Here is a 23,482-nt window from a genome sequence, read left to right as displayed (position 1 = left end):
TTGATGCCGCTCGAACTGTTGCTGCTCGGGGTTTGGGGATTGCGCTGGCGCGTCATCGCGGCGGTCCTGGTGCTACTCGCGCTCGGGGCAACGCTGGTGATGACCTGGCCGCGGCAATACGTGGCCGAGGCCGTGGTCGCGCCGGCCGAGACCACCGGCCTTGCCGCTTCCACCCTCATTCAGGGCGGGCTGGTGATGCCCGGTGGGCTGCTGGACAACCGGGCGGGCGGGAACTTCGCCATCTACCTCGCAAGCCTGCGCAGCGCCGAGGCGGTACGAATGCTGGCGCGTGACACCGCCATTCTTGAGGACCTCACGCTTCGCAAGCGGGAGGGGATCATCGGCCAGCTGCGCGTTCTTCTCGGCATCCCGCCCGCGCCCGCGGACCTGGACGACCTGGACCGCTGGCTCGACCGCAACCTGGCCGTGACCCAGTCCCTCGCCACGGTGACAACAAGCCTCTCCCTGCCGCATCCTGACCGCGACACCGCGCTCGACCTTCTCACCCGTCTGCACGCCTTCGGGGAGCAGCGGGTACGCGACAGCCTGGACGACCTGGCCCGCCGCCGCGTTGCCGCGCTGGAGGCGAGGCTTGCCGCCGAGCGCGACATCTTCATGCGCAACCCGATGTACGAGCTGCTGGCCCAGCACCAGCGCGCCGGCGTCATCGCCCGCGCCGACGAGGCCGTGGCCGCGCGCCTGGTCTCCGCCCCCAGCGTGGGAATCTGGCCCGCCCTGCCGAACCGGCCGCTGCTGCTGATGCTGCTGGGTGTGGCCGTGCCGCTGGCCTGCCTGCTGCTGGCTGCCTGCCGCGTGCTGCTGTTCGGGGTGCCGGCGGAGCGGGTACGGCGGGTGAGGGGCGCGCGGGTGGCGCCGCCGGAGTTCGCGCGGAAGCTGGAGGAGTGAGCGCGGGCGGGCCCGGGGGAACCGTTGCTTCCCCCCTTCCCAGGGCGAAAGCTTGCTTTTGCCCGTGCCGGAGAGCCACCGGGCTCCCCGGACCCTGGGCGGCTCCTCTGAAAACAGATGGGAGGTCCAGGAACCTCAGGTTCCTGGCGAGGGATCCAGGGGAGCGGCGCTCCCCTGGGGCTGCCCGATGACCATCCCCCGCCCCACCACCGCGACCCTGGCCGCGATGGCCGGCCTGCCTGCTGCCGGGATGCAGTTCGCCGGCGCACTCAAGTCCGCCCCGCCGCTGGCCAACCTGCCCTTCGACCTGACGCTGCTCTGCACCTCGGCATTGCTGCCCGGCCTGCTGCTGCTGGCCGCCGGTACGCGCTGGCGGGCGCGGCCGGTGCTGGCGGGGCCGCTGGCCTGCTGCGGGCTGCTCTGGCTCTGGCTGGTGGTGGCGTCGCTGTGGAGTCCCTCGCGGGAGGTGCTGGCGGACAAGCTGCCGGAGGTGGTGCTGGTAGCGCCGGCGATGTTGCTGGCCGGGCTGGCCGTGGGAGGCGATCCCGGGGCGCGGCGAGTGCTGGCGGGGGCGACCCTGGTGCTGGGGCCTTTCGTCGCGGCCTCGATCGCCTGGGGGCTGATGCACGGGGAGGTGGTGCTCGGCGGCGCGGTGGGCGCCAACCCGGACTTGGTGCGCGTTCAGTATCAGCTGGCGGGGCTGGCCATTGCCTGCGCTGCGGGGCTCTCGGCGCTTCGGGTGGTGGAGGCGCGAGGAGCATGGCGGCTGCCCTGGATAGGGCTGACCGGATTTCTCGGCGTGGCGGGGCTGCTGCCGGGCGGGCGGGCGGGGCTGATCGCGCTGGGGCTGGCGGTGGTGCTGGCGCCGGCGGCGCATCTCTGGTCGGCCGGGCGGGGGCGGGCGGCGCTGGGCTGGGTGGGGCTGGCCGCGGCGGCGGGCGCGCTCGGGCTTGCGGTGGTGCTGGCCGATCCGTCGCGGGCGGAGGGGCTGCGGACGCTGGAGCGCTTCACCGGCGACGGGCTGGCGGCCTCGGCCCGGCCCGCGCTGTGGGCGGAGGCGGTGCACTGGGCGGGGGAGACGATGCCCTGGGGCCTGGGCACGGGCGGCTTCACCCTTGCGGCAGGGAACGGAGAGCGGCGGGGGTTGTATCCGCACAACCATCTGCTGGAGGCGATGGTGGAGGGCGGGTTGCCCGGGCTGCTGCTGTGGCTGGGGGCTTTCGGGGGCGGGGGGGCGCTGCTGCTGGGGCGGCTGCGGGCGATGCCGCCGGGGGCGGCGGGGCGGCTGGTCGCGCTGGTCTTGCCGGTGGCGCTGGGGGCGATGGTTTCGACCGATATGGGCAACCGGATGGTGTGGTTCGCGCTTGGCCTGGCACTCTCGGCCGGGCTGGAGGCCGAGGCGCGCGGGCCGGGCATCGAGGGTTCCGGGGGACGGGATGTCTGAGGGGTTCTACGCGCGGTGCGGCAAGCGCTGGCTGGATGCGGCGGCCGCGGCGGCGCTGCTGGCCGTGCTGTCCCCGGTGCTGGGGGCGGTGGCGGTCGCGGTGCGGGTCGCGCTCGGGCCCGGGGTGGTATTCCGGCAGGAGCGGGCAGGGCGGGGTGGGGCGCCCTTCACCCTGTTCAAGTTTCGCTCCATGCGCGCGCCCCGGTATCCCGGGGAGCCGGACGAGGCGCGGCTGACGCGCTTCGGGCGGGTGCTGCGCGCCTCGGCGCTGGACGAAGTGCCGCAGCTGCTGAACGTGCTGCGCGGGGAGATGAGCCTGGTAGGGCCGCGGCCACTGCCGGTGGCGTATCTCGCCCGCTACACGCCGCGCCAGGCGGAGCGGCTGCGCGTGCGGCCGGGGCTGGCGGGGTTGGCGCAGTCTCGCGGGCGCAACGCGGTGCCCTGGGCGGCGCGGCTGGAATGGGATGCGCGCTATGCCGAGCGGGTGACGGCGCGGGGGGATCTGGGTTCGGCGCTGGGTACGCTGCGGGTGCTGTTGTCCGGCCGGGGTGTCTCTGCGCCGGGGCACGCGACCATGCCGGAGCTTCCGGCCCGCCCGCCCGCCAGGGGTGATGCGGCAGGGCCCTGGGCGGGCTGATTCGGCCGGGACCACGTGGGCAAGGTCTCTTGGCCGGGGGTGACTCAGGGGTTCTGAAGAGCGTAATGTGAGGCGCGGTTGCACCACTTCCGAAAATGCAACACGGAAAGGTGAGAAATCCCTACCGGAGGTTGAGCAGGGCCTTGCCGACTCGCTCAGTGGCAAGACAACGTAAGATGAAGATCACGATTGGGGGGCAGAATGGCCCTGCAGCTCATCCCGCCTGCTGAGCCCGCATCCACGGCCCTGGCGCTTTCGGGGCCGAATATTCTGCGCTTCTGCCGCCCGGCCGCGGAGGCCGGCCAGCTGGCCCGCATTCATCTCTCCCCGCCCGAGCTGGCGGGTGGCGAGATGCTGGCGCTGGAGGAGACGCTCCGCAGCGGCTGGATCGCCCCGGCCGGGCCGATCCCCCGCGCCTTCGAGAAGGCCTTCGGCGAGGCCTCGGGCTTCAGCGACGTGCTTGCCACCTCCTCCGGCACGGCGGCGCTGCATCTCGGCTACCGCGTGCTGGGCGTGCAGCCCGGGGACGAGGTCTGGGCGCCCGGCCTCACCTTCGTTGCCACCGTGGCGCCGGCCGCCCAGATGGGCGCCAAGATCACCTTCCTGGATGTCTCGCCCGAGAGCTGGACGCTGGACCCCGACCTGCTGCGTGACGCCCTGGCCCAGGCGGCGCGGGAAGGGCGGCTGCCGCGGGTGGTGGTGCCCGTGGATCTGTACGGGCAATGCGCGGATCTCGACGCCATCGTCGCGGCCTGCGATCGCTGGGGCGTGCCGGTGCTAAGCGACAGCGCCGAGAGCCTGGGCGCGGGCGGGCGGCCGGGCAGGGCGCGCGGCTCGCCTGCTTCTCCTTCAACGGCAACAAGATCATCACCGCCGGCGGTGGCGGGGCGCTGGTGTCCGACGATCCCAGGCTGATCGCCTCGGCCCGGCATTTCGGGATGCAGGCCAAGGAATCCGCGCCGCACTACCAGCACGAGACGATCGGCTATTCCTACGGCTTCTCCTCGGTGCTGGCCGCCGTGGGGCTGGCGCAGCTGCGGGCGCTGGAGCCGCGCGTGGCGGCGCGGCGGGCGGTGTTCGCGCGCTATGTCGCGGGGCTGGCGGATCTGCCGGGGATCTCTTTCATGCCCGAGCCCGCCTGGGGCCGCTCCTCCCGCTGGCTGAGCGCCATGCTGATCGACCCCGTGCGCTTCGGCGCCGACCGCGAGGTGGTGCGCCGCGCGCTGGATGCGGCGGGGATCGAGAGCCGGCCGGTCTGGAAGCCACTGCACCTACAGCCGGCCTTCCGCGGCGCGCGCAGCATCGGGGGCGAGATCGCGGCCGGTTTGTTCGAGCGGGGGCTGTGCCTGCCTTCGGGCAAGATGACGACCGCCGAGCAGAGCCGCGTGATCGAGGTGATCCGCCGGCTGGCCCGCGCCTGAGCCCTCGGCCGACGACGCTGCGCCTTCTCTATCTCCACCAGCACTATTCCGGCCCATCCGGCGCCACCGCCACCCGGGCCCATGCCATGGCGCGGGCCCTGGCCGCGCGGGGCCACGACGTCACCCTCGCCTGCGGGCGCTACGAGGGCGCGGAGACCGGGCTGGACGGCCCTTTCCGGCAGGGCCGGCGAGAGGGGAGGGTCGCGGGCTTTCGTGTGGTGGAGTTCGATATTCCGTGTTCCAACGCCCAGGGGCTGGGTGCGCGCAGCGCCGTCTTCCTGCGCTACGCCCAGCGCGCGGCGCGGCTGGCGCTGAGGGGGACGGACCAAGGCAGGGGAGGGCGGGGCGGCTTCGACCTGCTGCTCGCCTCCTCCACCCCGCTGACGGTCGCGCTGCCGGCCCTGGCCGCGCGGCGGCTGCGCGGGCTGCCCTTCGTGTTCGAGATCCGCGATCCCTGGCCCGAGCTGCCCCGCGCGCTGTCCGAGGCGCATCTCGGGGGTGCGGTGCCCGGCCCGGTGCTCGCCGCGATGGACCGGCTAGCCGATGCCGCCTGCCGGGGCGCCGCCGCCGTGATCGGGCTGACCGAGGGCATGGCCGAGACCGCCATTGCCCATGGCGCTCATCCCGCCCGGGTGCATGTGGTGCCGAATGGCTGCGACCTGGACCTGTTCGGGCCGCACATTGCCCCCTGGCGCCCGCCCGAGGCGCAGTCCTGGGAGGTGCTGGGCGTCTATGCCGGCGCGCATGGCCGGGCCAACGGGCTGGACGCCGCGATTGAGGCCGCGACCATCCTGCGCAACGCCGGGGAGCGCCGGCTGCGCCTGGTTCTGGTGGGCGAGGGGGGCGAGCGGGCCCGGCTGATGGCCGAGGCCAGCAGGCGGGACCTGCGGAACCTCACCCTCCTTGATCCGCTGCCCAAGACCCAGCTGGGAGGCCTGCTCTCCGCCGCCGGGATCGGGCTGCACCTGCTGGCGCCCATCCCCGCCTTCGCGGAATGGACGGCGCCGAACAAGCTGATGGACTACCTCGCCGCCGGGCTGCCGGTCGTCACCAACGCCCCCGGCCGCGCCGCGCGGCTGGTCGAGGCGGGGAGCGACGGCATCGCCTGTGGCATCGCCGCGCCCCCCGGCGACGCGCCGGCCCTGGCCGATGCGCTGGCGGCGCTCACCGCGGATCCGGGCACCCGGACCGTGATGGGTGCCGCCGCCCGGGCGCGCGCGGTGCGGGACTGGGACCGGCGGCTGCACGCGACCCGGTTCTGCGAGGTGCTGGAGGGGGCTGTTGCCGTGAGGCAGGCGGCCTGAAGGAGACAAGGCCGGGGAGAAGGTATTCTCCCCGGACCCCTCATCTATTTTTCCGAGTTCTAGGATGCGCCAATGCCGCTGGCGCCCCAACGCTTTAACCAAAACAAGGAGGGGGTCTGGGAGGTTCGCTCCCCCGGCCTTTGACCCGTGCGACCCGAAATCCACCTGATTGCCGCCGCGCGCCCCAACCTGCCAAAGCTGGCCGCCCTGATGCATGCGCTGGCCGAGGCGCCGCCTTTCTGCACCCCCGTGGTGGTCCATACCGGCCAGCACCACGATGCCCGGATGTTCGGCGGCCACCTGGCCGATCTCGGCCTGGCGCCGCCTGATGTGTCGCTGGGGGTCTCGGGCGGCGGCCATGCCGGGCTGACCGGGCGGACGATGATGGCCTGTGCCGAGCTGTGGGAGAGCCGCCGCCCTGCGATGGTGGTGGTGGCGGGGGATGTGGACGGCACGCTCGCGGCGACGCTGGCGGCGCGGAAGCTGGCGATCCCGGTGGCGCATCTGGAGGCCGGGCTGCGCTGCGGCGACCTGGACATGCCCGAGGAGATCAACCGCCGGGCCGTGGATGCGGTCAGCACCCTGCTCTGGGCGCCGGACGAGGGCACGGCGGTGCGGCTGCTGGCCGAGGGGCATGACCCCGGGACGGTGCGGGCCGTGGGCAATGCGATGATCGACAGCCTGCTGCGGGCGCTGCCGGCCGCCCGGGCCCGGGCGCTGCCGCCGGGGTTGCAGGCCGGGGGTTATGGCGTCCTCACCCTGCACCGCCCGGCGAATGTGGACACGGCGGAGGCGCTGCGTGGGATGCTGGGGGCGGTAGCCGAGGCCGCGCGGCGGCTGCCACTCGCCTGGCCGGTGCATCCCCGCACCGCACAACGTCTTTCGGAATTCGGCCTCCTCGTGCCAGAAGGGGTCATGCCCTTGCCGCCGCTCGGATACCTGGATTTCCTGGGCCTCCTCGCCCACGCCCGCCTCGTCGCCACCGATAGCGGCGGAGTGCAGGAGGAAGCCTGGGCGCTGGACCTGCCCTGCCTGACGCTGCGCCCTTCGACCGAGCGGCCGGTGACGCTGGAGGCCGGGACCAACCGGCTGGTGCCGCCGGCGCGGCTGCCCGAGGCCGTGGCGGCGGTGCTGGAGGGCGACCGGCCGCGGGCGCGGCCCATCCCGCTCTGGGACGGGCGGGCGGGCGCGCGGATGGTGGAGCACCTGGCGGCGTATCTGGCGGTGCCGGTCGGCATGGCGGGCCCCCGGGCATGAGCGAGGCCCGCAAGGTGCCGCAGCAGGGGGTGCCCACGAAGGCTGCCGCCCTGAGGCGCGCGGCCTCGCGCGAGGCACCGCTGATCCTGATGTTGTCGGCCGCGCATCCGCCAACGGATCTGCGGATCGTCGGCAAGGAGGGCGCGGCGCTGGTGGAGGCGGGGTGGCGGGTGACGCATCTCGCCCCCGCGCCGCTGCGGGGCGCGAAGGACGTGCCGGCGAGCCATGCGGGGGTGGAGATCGTTACCTATCCGCGGACGTCGGGCTGGATCGGGCGCCTGCGCGCCGCGCGGGCGCTGGCCCGGCGGGCGGCGCGGCTGAAGCCCGACGTGATCCACGCGCATGAGCCGGACAGCTGGTATGCCGCAATTCTGGCCGCGCGGATGACGGGCGCGGCCGTCGTGATCGACGTGCACGAGCACTATCCGTCGCGCCTCGACAGCCGCCTGCCCGGGATCTTCCGCGGGCTGGGGCGGCGGGCGGTGCGCGCGGCCTGCCAGTGGATGGCGGCGCGGGCGGATGCCGTGGTGGTGGCCAAGGACGGGCTGGAGGACGCCTTTCCCAAGGCGGAGGTGGTTCCCGTGCGGAACTACGCGGCGGAGGTGGCCGTGCAGCCGCGGACACATCGGCACGGGCCGGTGACGCTGGTGCATCTGGGCGCGCTCACCCGCGAGCGCGGTGCTTTCGAGATGCTGCGGGCGCTGGCGCGCTCCCCGGAGGGGACGCGGCTGTCCCTCATCGGGCGGTTCACGGACGCGTCGGAGACCGAGTTCCTCTCGGAGGCCAAGCGGCTGGGCGTGGCGGGCGCGGTGGAGCGGCATGGCTGGTTGCCGCATGAGAATGCGGTGCGGCTGGCGGCCGCGGAGGCGGATATCGGTCTGGTGCTGTTCCAGCCCGGTCATGAGAATCACCGCCTCGCGCTGCCGCACAAGCTGTTCGACTGCATGCTGGCCGGGCTGCCGGTGATCGTGCCGAACTTCGCGGAGGAGGTGGCCGCGGTGGTGCGGGAAACCGGCTGCGGCGTGCTGGTGGACACCGCCGATCCCGACACGGTGGCCGAGGCGGTGCGCGCCCTGACGGACCCGCATCTGCGCGCGGAGATGGGCGCGGCCGGGCGGGCCGCGGCGCGGGGACGGTATGGCTGGGCCGGCGAGGCGGCGCGACTGGTTTCCCTGTACCAGGAACTGGCGCCGCTGCCCGCGTCCGACCGGACACGCGAGCCCGCGGACGCGCCCGTGGCCGAGCCGGAGCCGCTCCGGCCGGCGGCCGCCGTGCCCCGTCCGGAGCCGGTGCACGTACTGAGTCCAGTGCGGATTTCCGATCCGATCCGGCCCAAGGTGCCTGCTGCGATGCCCGTCGCGGCGCCCGTTGAGACACACATTACTGCGCCGCAGCGGCCCGTACCTGACCCTGTGCCGGCGCCCGCGGTCGCCCCCGCGCAGCCCTTCATATCGCCGGCGCCGGTTCGGCCCGTGCCGATGCAGGCCGTGCCTGCCGCTGCAGCGCCCGCGGCGGCCATCGGTCCGGCCGATGCCTTCGCCAGCCTTTCCGCCGCCATCCGGGGCACCCGCCCCACGGTGAGCCCGCCTCCCGCCACCGCGCCGGCCCCGATCGTGTCCCAGCCGGCCGAGGTGCCGCGGATGCTGCTGGATTCTGGGCTGGGCGGGACGCAGGAAATGCCGGCCTCCCTGGCGGCCATGCTCGCGCGCCAGGTGCCCGGGCCAGCGCCCGTGGCCAGCAGGCCCGTCCCCGTTCCGCCCCCCGCGCAAACTCCGCCGGCCGCCGAGGCCCCGCGGTTGCTGCTGGATGCGGCCCTGGGTGGCGGGCAGGAGATGCCGCCAGCCCTGGCCGCGATGCTGACGCGCGAGGCGCCGGAGCCGCCGCCCGGGCCGCCGCCCGTCGCGCCCCCGCCGGGCGAGCTGCCGCCGCCCTCTCAGGTTCTCGGGCCGCTGCCTGCCGAGGAAGAGGGCCCGGTCGCGCCGCTCGCGCCTGCGCCCACACCCACGGCGGCGCTGGGCTCGATGGTGCAGGCACTGCGGGTCTCGCCCGCGCCGCGGCCGGTCGCGCCGGCTCCCGTGGAGCAGCCTTTCTCCATGCTGGCCGGGATGGTCGCGGCGCCCGAGGCACCGCCGCTGCCGTCCTCACCGCCGCGGCCCGTGCCGCCGGCGCCCACCGGCCCCGCACTGACGGGGCAGTTCATCCAGCTTCCGACGAAGAGCCGCGGGATGCGCCTGCTGGACGAGGCAGGGCTTTCGAGCGTGCGGGGGGTGCCGGCCTCGGTGGCCGCCCTGCTGGCGCGTGAGCCGGAGATCGCGCCGGAGCTGCCCGTGCCGCTGCTCATCACCTCCGACGTGCCGCTGGTGGAGGCGGGGTTGCGGGCCGCCGGCCCGCGCGGGCCGGAACCGGTGCCCCCGGAATGGCGGCTGCTGCAGCCCGGGGCGGTGACGCCGCCCGCGGCAGGGGCCTAGGCTTACTCCCATGGCATCGCCGCGCATCCTCCTGAATCTCGGGCTGGACCTGGCGCTGGCCGCGCTGGCGCTGCCGGTCGCGCTGTGGCTGGCCACGCCCGGCGTCTGGCCAGGGGCCGGGTGGTGGCCGGGGGCCGTTCTCGGCACGATGCTCACCTTTGCGGCGGCCGCGCTGCCGCTGCGCCTGCCGCGTCAGTACTGGCGCTATGTCGGCCTGCCGGACCTGATGCCGGTGGCCGGCGCCTCGGCGGTCGCCGCCGCGCTATTCTGGCTGGGGCTGCTGGCCAGCGGCGCCTGGCGTCCGCCCAGCATCGCCTTTCCGCTTCTCCACGCCGGGGTGCTGGCCGCCTTCGTGGGTGGGGCGCGGCTGCTCGGGCGCGCTCGCTCGGCGCACCGGGCTGGGCCAGTCTCTGACGTGCCGGCACAGCCCGTGCTGCTGGCAGGCAGCGTGGATTCGGCCGACCTGTTCCTCCGCGCCCTGATCGCCCAGCGCGCGCCCGGCTATCGGGTGGAGGGCATTCTGGCGCCGCGCGCGCGGCAGCGGGGCCGGCGGCTGCTCGGCGTGCCGATCCTGGGCACGGTGGAGGAGGCGGGCGGCGTGCTGGACGCGCTGCGCGCCGAGGGGCGGCTGCCCGCGCTGCTGGTGCTGGCCGATCCCGCGATTTCCGGCGCCGGGCTGGAGGCGCTGCTGGACGCGGCTGACCGGCATGGCGTGCCCGTGCGCCGCGCGCCGCGCCCGACTGCGCTCGACCCCGCGACCGCGCGTCCCCAGGGCGTGACGCAGGGTGCGATCCAGGCCGCCAGGCGGCTGGACCTGCGCCCGGTTTCGATCGAGGAGCTGCTGGACCGTCCGCAGGTGCCGCTGGACCGCGAGGGCATGGCGCGGCTGATCCAGGGGCGGCGGGTGCTGGTGACGGGCGCGGGCGGGACGATCGGCAGCGAGCTGTCGCGCCAGATCGCGGCGCTGGGCCCCTCGATGCTGACGCTGCTCGATCACGGGGAGTTCGCGCTCTACGAGATCGACCTGGAATTGTCGGAGACGCATTCCGGCGTGCCGCGCCGCGCCGTGCTGGCCGATGTGCGTGACGAGGCACGGCTACGGCGGCTGATGGAGGAGATCCGGCCGGAGCTGGTCTTCCACGCGGCCGCGCTGAAGCACGTGCCGATGGTGGAGAACGATCCGCTCGAGGGGCTGCTGACGAATGCGCTGGGCACGCGGCTGATCGCCGACACGGCGCGCGCGAACGGGTGCCGCGCGATGGTGTTCATCTCCACCGACAAGGCGGTGAACCCGACGAGCGTGATGGGCGCGTCCAAGCGCCTTGCCGAGATGTACTGCCAGGCGCTGGACGTCGCGGCGCGCCAGGAGAGTGACGAAGCGCGCTCCGCGCGCGGGGGCGGGATGCGCTGCGTGACCGTGCGCTTCGGCAACGTGCTGGGCTCCACGGGTTCGGTGGTGCCGCTGTTCCGGCGGCAGCTGGAGCGGGGCGGGCCGTTGACGGTGACGCATCCCGACATGCGCCGCTACTTCATGACGGTGCGCGAGGCCGTGGGGCTGGTGCTGCAGGCGAGTGTGATCGGCGCGGAGGACCGCGACGACCAGCCGCCGGAGCTAAAGGATGGCGGCATCTTCGTGCTCGACATGGGCAAGCCGGTGAAGATCGTGGATCTGGCGCGGCGGATGATCCGGCTGGCCGGGTTGCAGCCGGACGAGGAGGTGGAGATCCGTTTCACCGGCCTGCGCCCCGGCGAGAAGTTGTTCGAGGAGCTGTTCCACGGGCAGGAGCCCCCGCGGCCGACGGGCTTCGCCGGGCTGCTGGTGGCGACGCCGCGCACCTCGGATGCGGCGCTGGTGGGGCGTGCGATCGACGAGGTGTCCTCGGCCGCGAAGGGCGGGCAGGCGCGGCTGGCGCTGGCCGGGCTGGCGCGGCTGGTGCCGGAATTCGAGCACGCGCCGAACACGCCGGCCGCGGGGCGGGCTTGAGCGGATCGGCGCGGCTTCATCGACGCAGCTTCATCGGCGTCGGAGGACTTGTGACATCCCTGGCCGCCTGCACGGAACCGGTGCGGCCCATCATCAGGACCGGCGGGCCGGACTATGCGCGGTCCCTGGTGCTGCTCTTCGAGCCTGGTAGCACTGAGCTCACGCCGCGGGCACAGTTCACCGCATTCGGCATGCTGTACAACTTCCTGGTACCCCTCGCGGGCCAGCCGATGAGGGTGGAGGGCCATTGCGACGGGGCCGAGGAGTCCAGGGGCGGCCTGCGCCTCAGCCGCAAGCGCGCCGAGGCCGTGCTGGCCTTTCTCGCGCTGAACGGTGTTCCATCCGATCGGATCACCGTTACTGCCTTCGGCGCCTCCCGGCCCATGATCCCCACCGCCCGCGGCGCGCCGCAGCAGGAGAATCGCCGGGTGGAGGTCTGGGTGTGATGATGGACAGCCCTGAGGGCCCTGCTGCCCGCTGCGATATCCTCATCGCCCGCCTCGCCGCACGGCAGGCCCGCATCGGCGTTGTGGGCCTCGGCTATGCCGGCCTGCCCCTAGCGCTGCGCTTCGCCGAGACAGGTTTCGCGGTGGATGGGTTCGACATTGATCCCTTGAAGGTCGAGGCGATCAATGCCGGACGCAGCCCCGTGCACGGCATCGCGGATGATCGCATCGCGGCCTCAGGCATGCGCGCGCATGCCACGGCGGAGGCGGCCGCGGGCTGCGACGTTCTGGTGGTATGCGTGCCCACACCGATCGGGCCGCACAAGGAACCCGACCTGACCGCGGTGCGCGAGACCCTGTCCGCGCTGGGGCCGCATCTGCGCGCAGGGCAGGCGGTGGCGCTGGAGAGCACGACCTATCCCGGCACGACGGAGGAGTTGGTGCTGCCCGTGCTGGAGCGCGCAGGGCTGCGGGTGGGAGTGGACGCCTTCGCCATCTATTCGCCGGAGCGCGAGGATCCCGGTAATCCCGAGGGCACCGTCGCGCGGGTTCCGAAGCTGGTCGGCGGCGCGACGCCCGCCTGCCTGGCGGTGGGGGAGGCGCTTTACGGGCCGGTGGCGGGGGGTCTCGTGCCCGTATCGTCGCTGGCCGTCGCCGAACTGGCGAAGTGCTACGAGAACGTCTTCCGCGCCGTGAATATCGGGCTGGTGAACGAGCTGAAGCGCATCGCGCACGCCATGCACCTGGATGTGCACGAGGTGATCGACGCCGCGGCCACCAAGCCCTTCGGCTTCATGCCCTTCCGCCCGGGCCCTGGGCTCGGCGGGCACTGCATTCCCGTCGATCCCTACTACCTTGCCTGGAAGGCGCGGGAGTTGGGCGTGCCGAGCGACTTCGTGGAGCTGGCGGGGCGGGTGAACGACGCCATGCCTGGCTACGCCATCGCGCGGCTGCGTGATGCGCTGGACGATCGCGGCGTGACGCTGCGCGGCGCGCGCATCCTGCTGCTGGGGCTGGCCTACAAATCCGGCGTGCCGGACACGCGGGAAAGCCCGGCGGTGGAGATCTTTCGGCTGCTCGAGGAGCGCGGCGCGGTGCTGTCCTACCACGACCCGCTCGTGCCGCGGTTCCCGGCGACCCGGCGGCTGCACGGAACCTCGCCGGAGTTGGAGAGCGTGGTGCTGGATGAGGCGATGCTGGCGGCGCAGGACGCAGTGGTGGTGGTGACGCCGCAGCCGGGGATGGACCTGGCGCTGGTGCGGCGGGCGGCGAGGCTGGTGGTGGATACGCGGGGGGTGTTTCGTGGGGATGGGCCGGGAGTTGTGGTGACGGCCTGAAGGTTGGGGGAGCGAACTCCCCCAAACCCCCTCCTTTTTCTTCAAGGCTGCCGCGGGCGGGTGGCCGAGGCCGCGCCTCAGAAAACTAATCAGAAAAAGGAGGGGGTCCGGGGGAGTTCATCTCCCCCGGCCTTCCTTGCTGGCCAGCCAGGCGCGCCATCCGCCATGCACGGTGATGTCCGGCGCGCCCTCCACCCCCGCCGCCTCGGCCAGGAAGCCCAGGCAGGGGCCGGATTCGAGCGAGACGGTGCCGAAGCCGAGCGGGGCGGGCACCTGGGCCAGCAGCGGGCCGATGGCGGCGGCGGGAAGGGCCCAGACCTCCCCCTCGATGCGGGCGCCGCCTTCGGTGCGGATCAGGCCGGGGCGATTCCCGAGCGCATGGAGGCGGTAGGCGGGGGTGGTGCGGTCGACGCGCAGGAAGCGGCCGCCGAGGGAGGTGACCTGCCCGTTCAGGGGCAGGCCGGACATATGGGCGCCGATACAGAAGAGGAGGATTTCGCCCTCGGCGGGGCCGGTGGCGGGGGTGGGTTCGGGCGTGGGTTCGCCGGTGGCGCCGAGTGGGAGGCCGGCGGCGTGGTGCAGGCGGGCGGCCAGGGCGCAGAGGCGGGATTCGGTGAAGGCGGAGGCGATGAGGGTGATGCCGGCGGGGCGCCGGTCCGCCCGGAAGCCGGAGGGAAGGGCGATGGCCGCCAGGTCCAGCAGGTTCACGAAGTTGGTGTAGGTGCCGCAGCGGCTGTTGGCGGCGATGGGCTCGGCGGCGAGCGCTTCCAGCGTGGGGATGCCAGGGGCGGTGGGAACGGCGAGGAGGTCGTACCGAGCGAACATCGCGCGGGAGAGAAGGCGGGTTTGCGCCACCGCGTGGAAGTCGTCGAAGGCGTCCACGGTGAGGCGGGCGAGGCCGCCTTCCAGGATGGTGCGTGTCGTCGGGTGGAGTGAGGCCGGGTGGTTCACCACCATGTCCCGCAGGGCGGAGGTGCGCTCGGCGACCCAGGCGCCGTCGTAGAGGCGGCGGGCCAGCGCCAGGAAGGGGGCGATGGAGACGCGCTCGAGGGTCGCGCCCATGGCTTCCAGGCGGGAGAGGGCGGCGGCGAAGAGGGCGGCGTCGTCCGGGGTGTCGAAGAGGAGGTCGGTTTCCTCCGGTACGGCGACGCGGAGGGCGGGGGGGACGGTGCCGCCCGAGGCGCGCCAGCCAGTGGGGGCGGCGCGCGAATAGGGGTCGGCGGGGTCGGGGCCGGCCATGGCGTCCAGCACGGTGGCCGCGTGCTCGGCGGTGAGGGCGAAGATCGAGACGACGTCGAGCGAGCGGCAGGCAGGGACGACGCCGCGCGTGGGCACGAGGCCGAGGCTCTGCTTGAGCCCCACGATGTTCTGGAACATCGCGGGCACGCGGCCGGAGCCGGCGGTATCGGTGCCGAGCGCGAAGCCGGCGATGCCGGCCGAGACGGCACTGGCGGAGCCGGAGGAGGAGCCGCCGGGGACGCAGGCGGCGTCGATCGCGTTGCGCGGGGTGCCGTAGGGGCTGCGGACGCCGACCAGGCCGGTGGCGAACTGGTCCAGGTTCACCTTGCCCAGCAGGATGGCACCGGCGGCGCGCAGGCGGGCGACGCAGGGGGCGTCCTCCGCAGGGGTATAGGCATAGTCGGGACAGGCAGCCGTGGTGGGGCGGCCGGCGACGTCGATATTGTCCTTCACGACAAAGGGAATGCCGTAGAGGGGGCGGCCCATCGAGCCCTCGGCGGCGAGGCGGGCGGCCTCGGCCATCACCTCATCGGCGGGGATGCGGTGGAGGAAGAGGGCAGGGTCGGCCCAGGCCTCGATGCGGTCCAGCGCGGTACGCGCCGCCGCTTCCGGGCCTTCGGACCGTGCGATGTTCCAGAGCATGCAATTCCCCCTGACCGTTCTGACCAGGGGTTTAGCAAAAGGCAGGCCGCCCGTTTGCCGCCTCGAACGATCCGGGGATTGCGGCGTTAGCGGGGGAATGCTGACCGAAGCTCCCACCCGCGCGCGGGCCCGTCCGGCGCCGCCGCGCACTATCCCGCCTGCCTCCCTTCTTGAGGCCGGCCGCAACGCCTGGAAGGTGGCGCGGGCGCCGCGGGCCGCGGTGCTGTCGGATGGCGCAGCCTATTTCGGGGCAGTGCGGGCCGCGATGCGGAACGCCCGGCACAGCATCCACATCGTCGGCTGGGATATCGACAGCCGTGCCCGGCTGGTGGGCGAGATGGCGCCGGATGACGGGCTGCCGGAGGAGCTGGGCGCCTTCCTGACCGCGCTGGTGGAGCGGCGGCCGGAGCTTTCGGTGAAGCTGCTGCTCTGGGATTACTCGGTCCTCTACGCGCTGGAGCGGGAGATGTTGCCGGCGCTGCACCTGCGCTGGAACGTGCCCGAGGCGGTTGAGCTGTGCCTCGATGACCGCACGCCCTTCGGCGCCTCGCATCACCAGAAGGTGGTCGTGGTGGATGGGAAGCTGGCCTTCTCGGGCGGGCTGGACCTGACGATCCGCCGCTGGGACCGCAACGCGCACGACCCCGCCGACCCCGCGCGGCTGGACCCGGCGGGCAAGGCCTACAAGCCCTTTCACGACGTGCAGATGATGGTGGATGGAGAGGCGGCTGCCGCGCTGGAGGAGCTGGTGCAGGCGCGCTGGAACCGGGCCTGCGCGGAATGCCTGCCGGTGGTCGCGCCGCCCGGAAGCGACCATGACCTCTGGCCCGCGCATGTGGAGCCGGACCTGCGCGACGCCACCATCGGCATCGCCCGGACCATGCCGAAATGGAATGGCGAGGCGGAGGTGCGGGAGGTGGAGGCGCTGTATCTCGACATGATCGGGGCGGCGGAGCGCATCATCTATGTGGAAAACCAGTTCCTCACCTGCGGGCGGCTGGCGCGCGCGCTGATCCGGCGGATGAAGGAGCGGCCGGCGCTGGAGGCGCTGATCGTCGCGCCCAAGACGCATCACACCTGGCTGGAGCACCGCACGATGCTCGCCGGGCGCATCCGCTTCATGCGCGCCATCCGCCGCGCCGGGCTTGGTGAGCGCGTGCGGCTGGTTTTTCCGCATGTGACCAATGGGGAGACAGAATCCGAGGTGATGGTGCATGCGAAGGTGATGGTCGTGGACGACCGCTTCCTGCGCGTCGCTTCCTCCAATCTGTGCAACCGCTCCATGGGCACGGATACGGAGTGCGACCTGATGGTGGAGGCGCGGGATGGTGGACAGGGTGCGGCGGTGGAAGCCGTGCGGGACCGGCTGATCGCCGAGCATACGGGGGCCTCGCCCGGGCTGGTTTCGGCCCGCATCCGCGCGACGGGGTCGATCTTGCAGGCCGTTTCCGGGCTGTCCGCGAATGGCAAGAGCCTGCGCGACGTGGAGGACGGCGACCAGCCCGCGCGCAGTCTGCTGCCGGGCATTGAGCGCGCCGCCGATCCGCGCCGGCCGATCGAATCCGGCGAGTTCCTCTCGGACTATCTCGGCAATCCCGATATCGCCCCGCCCTCGGGCAAGCCCTGGCCGCTGCTGGCGCGCGCGGCGCTGATGCTGGTGCCGGTGGCGCTGCTGATCCTGCTGTGGAAGGTGACGCCGATCGCCGGCTACATGACGCCGGAGGCGATGCGGAACGCGCTGACCGCCGGCGGGTCCTGGGGGCCGGCAGTGTCGGTGGGGCTGTTCCTGCTGCTGGGCTTCGTGGCCTTCCCCGTGAACGTCCTCATCCTCGGCACGGCGGCGGCCTTTGGCACCTGGCCGGGGCTGGCCTATGCGGCGGTGGGGGCGATGGTTTCGGCGGCCGCCACCTATGGGCTGGGGCGGAAGCTCGGGCCGAACCTGCTGCGCCGGGCGCTGGGGCCGCGGATCAATCGCGTGAGCCAGACGGTGAACCGCAACGGCATCCTGGCCGTCACCACCATTCGGTTGCTGCCGGTGGCGCCCTTCACGCTGGTCAATCTCGTTGCCGGCGCGATGCGGATCCGCTTCCTCGATTATATGGTGGGGACCGCGCTCGGGCTGCTGCCGGGGATCGCACTGCTGTCGCTGGTGGGAGAGGGGCTGTCCCGCATCCTCGAGCATCCGACGCCGCGAAACATCGGGATGCTCGTTCTCGTGCTCGGCGCCTGGGCGGCGGTCACCTGGGGGCTGCAGACACTGTTCCGGCGCCTTCGCCGGGAGTAGCCGGACTTGCCGACGAGCGGTTTCCTGTTCCGGGCGATGACCTGGAACATCCATGGCGGCGTGTGCCCGTCCGGGCGGCACGACCTGCAGCGCGCGATCGACCTGATCCGCCGGCACGACCCGGACGTCGTGGCCATCCAGGAGGTGGAGGGGCGCAGCCGGCCGGGCAGCCTGCCCTTCACCACGCTGCGCGACGCGCTGGGCGGGCATGCCGTGGAGGCGCCGACGCTGAGCGCGACCGATGGGTGCTACGGCCACATGCTGATCAGCCGCTGGCCGCTGGAGGAGGGCGTGCTGCACGACCTTTCCGTGCCCGGGCGGGAGCCGCGCAAGGCGATCGCCGCGCGCGTGCAGACGCCTGCAGGGCCGTTGCGGCTGCTGGCCGCGCATCTGGGCCTGGGTTGGCGGGAGCGGCGGACGCAGGCGGCGAAGCTGGCGGCGCTGGCGCGTGCTACCGCGGACCCGCTGCTCGCGATGGGCGACTTCAATGACTGGGAACCGCATGGCCCGGTGGACCGGGCCTTTCTGGGGGTGCTTCCGTCCCGTACGCGCGGGCGGACCTTTCCCGTGGGGCGGCCGCTCTTCGCGCTGGACCGGATCTATGCGCGGCCGCGCGCGTCCCTGTTGCGGAGCTGGACGGACAAGGCGGCGCGCCTGGCTTCCGACCATTTGCCGATGATCGTGGAAGTATGCCTGACGCCGGAAGGCGAGGGGCGGGTGACGCGGCTGGCCGTCGCGTAACTCCTCCCGCCCCAACGGAGCGTTGAAACACAGCTGGCGGGTTCCCGGGGCGCCTCATGCTCCCCGGTCGAGGGCACCGAGAGGCAACGCCTCCCTGAGATCATGGGCGCACCGCGTGCTGCGGAGCAAAACAACGGCCAGGCGTTGCGACGGCCGCTGAGTCGGGCGCGTAACCCTGGCAGGGTTCCGCCGTTGAGACCCCGCAATGCCTGGGACCCCGACATGCCCTCACTTCAACTAAAGCCCCTCTCGGAGCAGGTCATCGTCATCACTGGCGCGACCTCCGGCATCGGTCTGGCAACCGTTCGAATGGCGGCCGAGCGCGGTGCGGCGCTGGTGGTCGTGGCGCGCAACGAGGAGGCGCTGAACGCACTGGCCGACGAGATCCGCGGGCAGGGCGGGCGCATCGAGCCTGTCGTGGCCGATGTGGCCGACATGGCGCAGGTGGAGAAGGTGAGCGAAGCCGCCATCCTGCATTTCGGCGGCTTCGATTCCTGGTGCAACAACGCCGGCGTCGCGATCTACGGTGAGATGGAGGACGTGCCGCTGGAGGATCAGCGGCGGCTGTTCGACGTGAACTACTGGGGCGTGGTGCACGGCACCCTGGTGGCCGCGCGGCACCTGAAGGGCAAGGGCGGCGCGATTGTGACCACGGGCAGCGTTCTGTCCGACCGTGCCATGGCGCTGCAGGGCCCGTACTCGGCGGCGAAGTTCGCGGTGAAGGGGGTGACGGAGGCGTTCCGCACGGAGTTCGACGCTGAAGGATACCCGATCAGCCTGACGCTGGTGAAGCCGGGCCCGATCGACACGCCCTATATGGAACACTCCCGCAACCTGATGGGCACACCGGGCGTGCGGAATCCGCCGCCGGCCTACCACCCGCGGGTGGCGGCGCGCGCGATCCTCTACGCGTGCGAGACGCCGGTGCGTGACCTCGTCGTGGGTGGCGGGGGTTGGATGGTATCGGCCATGGGCCGGTTTGCCCCGAGATTGATGGACCTGATCATGAGCAAGATCGCCCGGCCGAGTCAGGCCTCCGACCAGCCCGGCCGCGCTGAGCGGCGGGACAACCTCTATGAGCCGAGGGAGGACCTGGCGGAGACCTCGTCCCTCTCCGGCCCGCCCCCGCGCAAGACCAGCTTCCTGCTGGAAGCGCAGATGAACCCGCTCGGCCCGGCCGGGCTGATGATCGGCGCCGCGGCGCTGATCGCGGGTGCCGCGTTCGGCATGTACACGATGCGCCGCCCGAAGCCGGTGCAGGACCGGTTGGCCGATCGCGCCTGGCGGATCGGGAACTCGGTGGCGCGGGATGCCGGGCACGGCATCGGCACGCTCGGGCATGAGGCAAGCCGCATTGCGCATCGCGCACTGGACTATGCCGAGAAGGCCGAGCGCGAGGCGCGGCCGCATCTCAGGCGCGCTCGCAAGGGCGCCGAGCGTTTCGCCGACCGGGCGAGCCGCTATGCCGCTTCCGCGTATGACGATGTGCGCGAGCGCGGGACCGATCTTTACGACGGTGCGCGGGATCGCGGGCGCGGCGCCTACAAGAACGCGCGCGATCGCGGCGAGGACCTTTACGACGACGCGTCCGATCGTGGCTGGAGCCTGTTCAAGCGGGCCCGTTCCGACAGCCGTGACGCGTATGAGGATGCGCGCGATACCGGCTGGAGCCTGTTCGGTCGCGCCCGCGACCGGGGCGAGGACCTGTACGACAAGGCGCGCCGGCGTGGCGCTGCTGCCGCGGAGGATGCGCGCGACGAGGGGTGGAGCCTCTTCAAGCGGGCGCGCTCGGAGGGCCGTGATGCCTATGAGGACACGCGCGACCGCGGCTGGAGCCTGTTCGGCCAGGCGCGCAAGGAGGTTGAGAAGCGTGGTCGCCATGCCGTGCGCGAGGGCGACGGGCTGCTGGACCGTATCAACGCTTTCCTGAAGTCGCGCCTGTAACAGGAAGGGGCGCACCAGCCCACTGGTGCGCCCCGTGCTGTGAGATGAGGTCCCGGGAGAATTCCTTCTTCCCGGGCTTTTCTATTTCTGCGCCTGCTCGTCCATGTAGGTCTTGAAGAAGGCCGTCGGGGCGACGATCCGGTTCTCCATCTCCTGCAGCACGCCGAGTTCCGCCACCTTCGCCAGATAGGCCTGAAAGCCCGGATCCTGCGCGATGGCGGTGCGGCGCTGCTCGCGGTCCGCCTGGCTGTCATAGCCCCAGAGATGGACGACGCGGTTCAGCGGGCCTTCCAGCGTCGTGTACCAGCCAAGGCAGCGGCCGAGATACTTCTTCTGCAGCGGCCAGGCCATGGTCTCGTACAGCTTCACGAACTCGGCCATGCGGTTCGGTTGGCAGGTATAGATCCGCAGGTCCACGATCATCGTGTTCGTCCCATCACTGATTGGGCCTGGCCGGGATCAGGCCCGCGGTCAGGCCGCCGCACGTTCCCCGACAGTGAGCAGCGCGTCCAGGGTGCGGGCGGCATTTCGCAGCACCACCTCATCGCCGCTGCACATCAGCCCGGCGGAAGCCCCGTCGATGAGGATGAGCAGCTGCCCGGCGAGCTCTTCGGGTGCGGCGAAGCCGGCATCCTGCGCCAAGCCGCCGAGGAAAGCGCGGCAGGCAACGTGGTGCTCGGCTGCGAGTTCCTGCAGCCAGGGCTCGCCCTTGGTGTGCTCGGCCACCGCGTTGATGAAGGCGCAGCCGTAGAAGCGGCCGCTGTGGAACCACTCGGCCAAGGCGGGGATGATGGCGCGCAGGCGGCCCTCCGGCGTGTCGGCGAGGGTGTTGATCCGTGCAGCAAAATCTTCGCGCCAGACCTGACCCTCCTCGCGCAGCGCGGTGCGGACGAGGGCCTCCTTGGAGCCGAAGCGGGCGTAGAGGGTCATCTTCGAGGCGCCGGCCGCGGAGAGGATGCGGTCCACGCCGGTGGCGTGGATGCCGTCGCGGCAGAACATCTCCCGCGCGGCGGTGACGATGCGCTCCTGCGGCGAGGCGCCCTGAGTCGAAAGCGTCGTGTCGGGCGCGGCCTTCGGTGTGATGGGACTGCTCCTGTCCTTCGCAGGACGCCGCCCCGGAAGGGCAGTGCCGGCGAGTGATCATGTATTTCCCAGATCCGTGCCGGGCGGGTCTGGGGATGCAAAACTGGGGTGCGGAGCGATTGGCACGGAGCTTGCTCAAATTCAAGCAATGAACGGTCTGTCCATCCTCGCTCAGCAAGGGGTGAAGAGACAGAAGCTCATCGGTGCTTCTGGCACCTGCTGGAAGGGAGCTAGGGTCGAGAACCCTGCCTGAGGTTGTCGCGCCCATGTGGGGCGGACAGGTCCTGAATCGGGCCGAGGGGCACGACCCCTGTTGGATTGATGTTGGGATGGCTCTCGTAATAGTGGCGCTTCATATGCGCGAAGTCACAGGTCTCACCGAAGCCCGGTGTCTGGTAGAGGTCGCGTAGATAGGGGAACAGCGCCGGGTAGTCGGCGATGCGGCGCAGGTTGCACTTGAAGTGCCCGTGATAGACGAGGTCGAAGCGCACCAGGGTGGTGAAGAGGCGGATATCGGCTTCGGTCAGGCGTTCGCCCAGCAGGTATCGCTGCGTCGAGAGGCGTGCATCCAGCGTATCCAGCGTCTCGAAGAGCGGGCGCACCGCGTCCTCGTAAGCCTGCTGCGTGGTGGCGAAGCCCGCCTTGTACACGCCGTTGTTCACCGTGTCGTAGACAGTGGCGTTGAGGGCGTCGATCTCGGCGCGAAGCTCTTCGGGCAGGTGGTCGTTGGGCGTGGCACCGACGCCGTCGAAGGCGTGGTCGAGCATGCGGATGAGTTCGGCGGATTCGTTGTTCACGATGGTGCCGCGCCGCTTGTCCCACAGCACGGGCACGGTGACGCGGCCGGAATATTGCGGGTCAGCGGCGGTGTAGACCTGGTGCAGGAAGTCCGCGTGGTTCACGTCATCGGGGATGACGCCCGGACCCTCGGCGAAGGTCCATCCGTCCTTGCCCATATGCCAGTGCACGACGGAGAGGGTGATGGCGTCTTGCAGGCCCTTCCGCGCGCGCATGATGAGCGCGCGATGGGCCCAGGGGCAGGCCAGGGACACGTAGAGGTGGTAGCGGCCGGGCTCGGCCACGAAGCCGCCTTCGCCCGAGGGGCCGGGGGCGCCATCCGGCGTGATCCAGTTGCGGTAGGCGCTGTCCTTGCGGATGAAGCGTCCGCCGCTGGCCTTGGTGTCGTACCACTGGTCCTGCCAGCGCCCGTCCACGAGCAGTCCCATCGTGTTTCTCCTGTGCTGCCGGTGGAACGCCGGGCGCGGCGCTTCGGTCAGCCCGCGCGATAGGTGGCGAGGATTGACTGGCCTTCAGCGCCGGCGCGGGCAACCCAGGCCTCCACCACGGGGCTGGCGGCGGCGGTCAGCGCCGCGCGCAGGGGCGCGTCGCTGGCAACGGTGACGCCGTTGGCGCGCATTCGCGCCTCGTTCTCGGCCAGGCGGGTGACGATGGCCTGGAACTGGCACGCTTCGGTGTCGCGACCGGCCTGGGCGATGGCATCCTGCGCCGGGGCGGGCAGGGCGCGCAGGGCAGCGGTGTTGCAGAAGGCGAGACTGAGCGGGGAGGCGTAATCCAGCACGGTGAAGTGGGGCAGGATCTCCCATAGCCGCGCGCCGGCGCCGCCATCGCCGGAGGAGAGGACGGCGTCCATCTCGCCGGAGCGAAGGCGGGGCATGGCATCGGCAAAGGAGATCTGCGCGGGGGCGGCGCCGGCGGCCTGCATCACCGCGGTGCTGGCGGCGTCATAGGTGCGGATCTTGAGGCCGCGCAGGGTATGCGCACCTGTGACGGGGTGGCGGGACCAGAGACCGGTGGCAGGCCAGGGAGTGGCGTAGAGCAGCGTCAGGCCGCGGGCTTCCAAGGCCGCGGCATAGGCTGGTCGAGCAGCGCGCAGCAGCCGGGCGGTGTCCTCGCCCGAGGCGGTGAGGAAGGGCAGGGCGGAGAGCTGGAAGATGGCGCCTTCCGCGGCCAGCGCACCCGTGAAGGCGTCCGCGGCCTGCACGCGACCCTCGGAGGCGGCGCGGATCATGGCGGCGGAGCGAATGCCGTCCGGTGCGTCAAAGGCGGCGGTGACGGTGAGCGCGCCGGCCGCAAGGCGCGTGGCGGCCTGGGCAAAATGGGCGATGCCTTCGCCGGGCATGGCGGTGGCGGGGTACTCGGTAACAATGCGCCAGGTCGGCTGCGCCCCGGTCTGCGCCCGGGCCGGAAAGGCGAGGAACGGAGCGGGCAGAAGGGCGAGCAGGGCGCGGCGCGGCAGCATCGTTCAGGTGACTCCGAGGAACAGGATGAAGGGAGTATCCTGTCCGCAGCAGGATCAGGGCAATGTTCCCGTCCGTCGGACTGCT

The 23,482-nt window shown here is 72.3% G+C and carries 17 protein-coding genes and 1 pseudogene; 13 read left to right on the top strand and 5 right to left on the bottom strand.

What is annotated here, in order from left to right:
- The first annotated feature begins 3 nt into the window (after positions 1-3).
- The 10 genes and pseudogenes from ACVBD7_RS18615 (at position 4) to ACVBD7_RS18570 (ending at position 13,204) form a co-directional block, all read left to right on the top strand.
- A complete protein-coding gene (locus tag ACVBD7_RS18615; protein ID WP_458094735.1) occupies positions 4-906 on the top strand; it encodes a hypothetical protein in 903 nt (300 codons plus the stop codon).
- A gap of 187 nt (positions 907-1,093) precedes the next feature.
- Positions 1,094-2,350 (top strand): O-antigen ligase family protein, encoded by a 1,257-nt coding sequence (locus ACVBD7_RS18610; protein WP_458094734.1) that lies wholly within the window; start codon positions 1,094-1,096, stop codon positions 2,348-2,350.
- Positions 2,343-2,987 (top strand): sugar transferase, encoded by a 645-nt coding sequence (locus tag ACVBD7_RS18605; protein WP_458094733.1) that lies wholly within the window; start codon positions 2,343-2,345, stop codon positions 2,985-2,987. Before ACVBD7_RS18610 ends, ACVBD7_RS18605 begins: the two co-directional genes overlap by 8 nt.
- A gap of 201 nt (positions 2,988-3,188) precedes the next feature.
- Positions 3,189-4,408, top strand: a pseudogene (locus ACVBD7_RS18600) (DegT/DnrJ/EryC1/StrS family aminotransferase).
- Positions 4,409-4,494: 86 nt separating this feature from the next.
- A complete protein-coding gene (locus ACVBD7_RS18595; RefSeq protein ID WP_458094732.1) occupies positions 4,495-5,712 on the top strand; it encodes a glycosyltransferase family 4 protein in 1,218 nt (405 codons plus the stop codon).
- A gap of 147 nt (positions 5,713-5,859) precedes the next feature.
- Positions 5,860-6,969, top strand: a complete 1,110-nt coding sequence (wecB, locus tag ACVBD7_RS18590; protein WP_458094731.1) for a non-hydrolyzing UDP-N-acetylglucosamine 2-epimerase — start codon at positions 5,860-5,862, stop codon at positions 6,967-6,969.
- The gene (locus ACVBD7_RS18585; protein WP_458094730.1) at positions 6,966-9,437 is read left to right on the top strand and encodes a glycosyltransferase; all 2,472 of its coding nucleotides are present in this window, start codon (positions 6,966-6,968) and stop codon (positions 9,435-9,437) included. The genes wecB and ACVBD7_RS18585 overlap by 4 nt, the downstream gene beginning before the upstream one ends.
- Positions 9,438-9,447: 10 nt before the next feature.
- On the top strand, positions 9,448-11,421 hold the full coding sequence (locus ACVBD7_RS18580) for a polysaccharide biosynthesis protein (RefSeq protein ID WP_458094729.1): 1,974 nt from the start codon (positions 9,448-9,450) through the stop codon (positions 11,419-11,421).
- 50 nt (positions 11,422-11,471) lie between these two features.
- Complete coding sequence (locus ACVBD7_RS18575; RefSeq protein WP_458094728.1) at positions 11,472-11,867, top strand: OmpA family protein; 396 nt, start codon at positions 11,472-11,474, stop codon at positions 11,865-11,867.
- Positions 11,867-13,204 carry a nucleotide sugar dehydrogenase gene (locus ACVBD7_RS18570; RefSeq protein ID WP_458094727.1) on the top strand — a complete coding sequence of 446 codons (1,338 nt, stop codon included), beginning with the start codon at positions 11,867-11,869 and terminating at the stop codon, positions 13,202-13,204. The genes ACVBD7_RS18575 and ACVBD7_RS18570 overlap by 1 nt, the downstream gene beginning before the upstream one ends.
- Positions 13,205-13,321: 117 nt before the next feature.
- Here ACVBD7_RS18570 and atzF read toward each other — a convergent pair whose 3' ends face one another.
- A complete protein-coding gene (gene atzF / locus ACVBD7_RS18565) occupies positions 13,322-15,085 on the bottom strand; it encodes an allophanate hydrolase (protein WP_458094726.1) in 1,764 nt (587 codons plus the stop codon).
- Positions 15,086-15,182: 97 nt separating this feature from the next.
- On the opposite strand from atzF, the gene ACVBD7_RS18560 reads away from it, so the two are divergent.
- The 3 genes from ACVBD7_RS18560 (at position 15,183) to ACVBD7_RS18550 (ending at position 20,054) form a co-directional block, all read left to right on the top strand.
- Positions 15,183-17,369, top strand: coding sequence for a VTT domain-containing protein (locus ACVBD7_RS18560; RefSeq protein ID WP_458094725.1), 2,187 nt, complete (start codon positions 15,183-15,185; stop codon positions 17,367-17,369).
- A gap of 6 nt (positions 17,370-17,375) precedes the next feature.
- A complete protein-coding gene (locus ACVBD7_RS18555) occupies positions 17,376-18,110 on the top strand; it encodes an endonuclease/exonuclease/phosphatase family protein (RefSeq protein ID WP_458094724.1) in 735 nt (244 codons plus the stop codon).
- Positions 18,111-18,332: 222 nt separating this feature from the next.
- Positions 18,333-20,054, top strand: a complete 1,722-nt coding sequence (locus ACVBD7_RS18550) for an SDR family oxidoreductase (protein WP_458094723.1) — start codon at positions 18,333-18,335, stop codon at positions 20,052-20,054.
- Between the two features lie 81 nt (positions 20,055-20,135).
- On the opposite strand, the gene ACVBD7_RS18545 is transcribed toward ACVBD7_RS18550, so the two are convergent.
- The 4 genes from ACVBD7_RS18545 to dctP all read right to left on the bottom strand — a co-directional run bounded on the left by ACVBD7_RS18545 (position 20,136) and on the right by dctP (position 23,397).
- Positions 20,136-20,477, bottom strand: coding sequence for an NIPSNAP family protein (locus ACVBD7_RS18545; RefSeq protein WP_458094722.1), 342 nt, complete (start codon positions 20,475-20,477; stop codon positions 20,136-20,138).
- Positions 20,478-20,525: 48 nt separating this feature from the next.
- Positions 20,526-21,053: a TetR/AcrR family transcriptional regulator gene (locus ACVBD7_RS18540; RefSeq protein ID WP_458094721.1), complete on the bottom strand. Its 528-nt coding sequence runs from the start codon at positions 21,051-21,053 to the stop codon at positions 20,526-20,528.
- A 314-nt stretch (positions 21,054-21,367) separates the two neighbouring features.
- Positions 21,368-22,363 carry a glutathione S-transferase family protein gene (locus tag ACVBD7_RS18535; RefSeq protein WP_458094720.1) on the bottom strand — a complete coding sequence of 332 codons (996 nt, stop codon included), beginning with the start codon at positions 22,361-22,363 and terminating at the stop codon, positions 21,368-21,370.
- 47 nt (positions 22,364-22,410) lie between these two features.
- Complete coding sequence (gene dctP, locus ACVBD7_RS18530) at positions 22,411-23,397, bottom strand: TRAP transporter substrate-binding protein DctP (protein WP_458094719.1); 987 nt, start codon at positions 23,395-23,397, stop codon at positions 22,411-22,413.
- Positions 23,398-23,482 lie beyond the last annotated feature (85 nt).

The sequence above is a fragment of the Roseomonas sp. WA12 genome (assembly GCF_054165765.1).
This window is presented reverse-complemented; position numbering and strand designations above follow the sequence as displayed.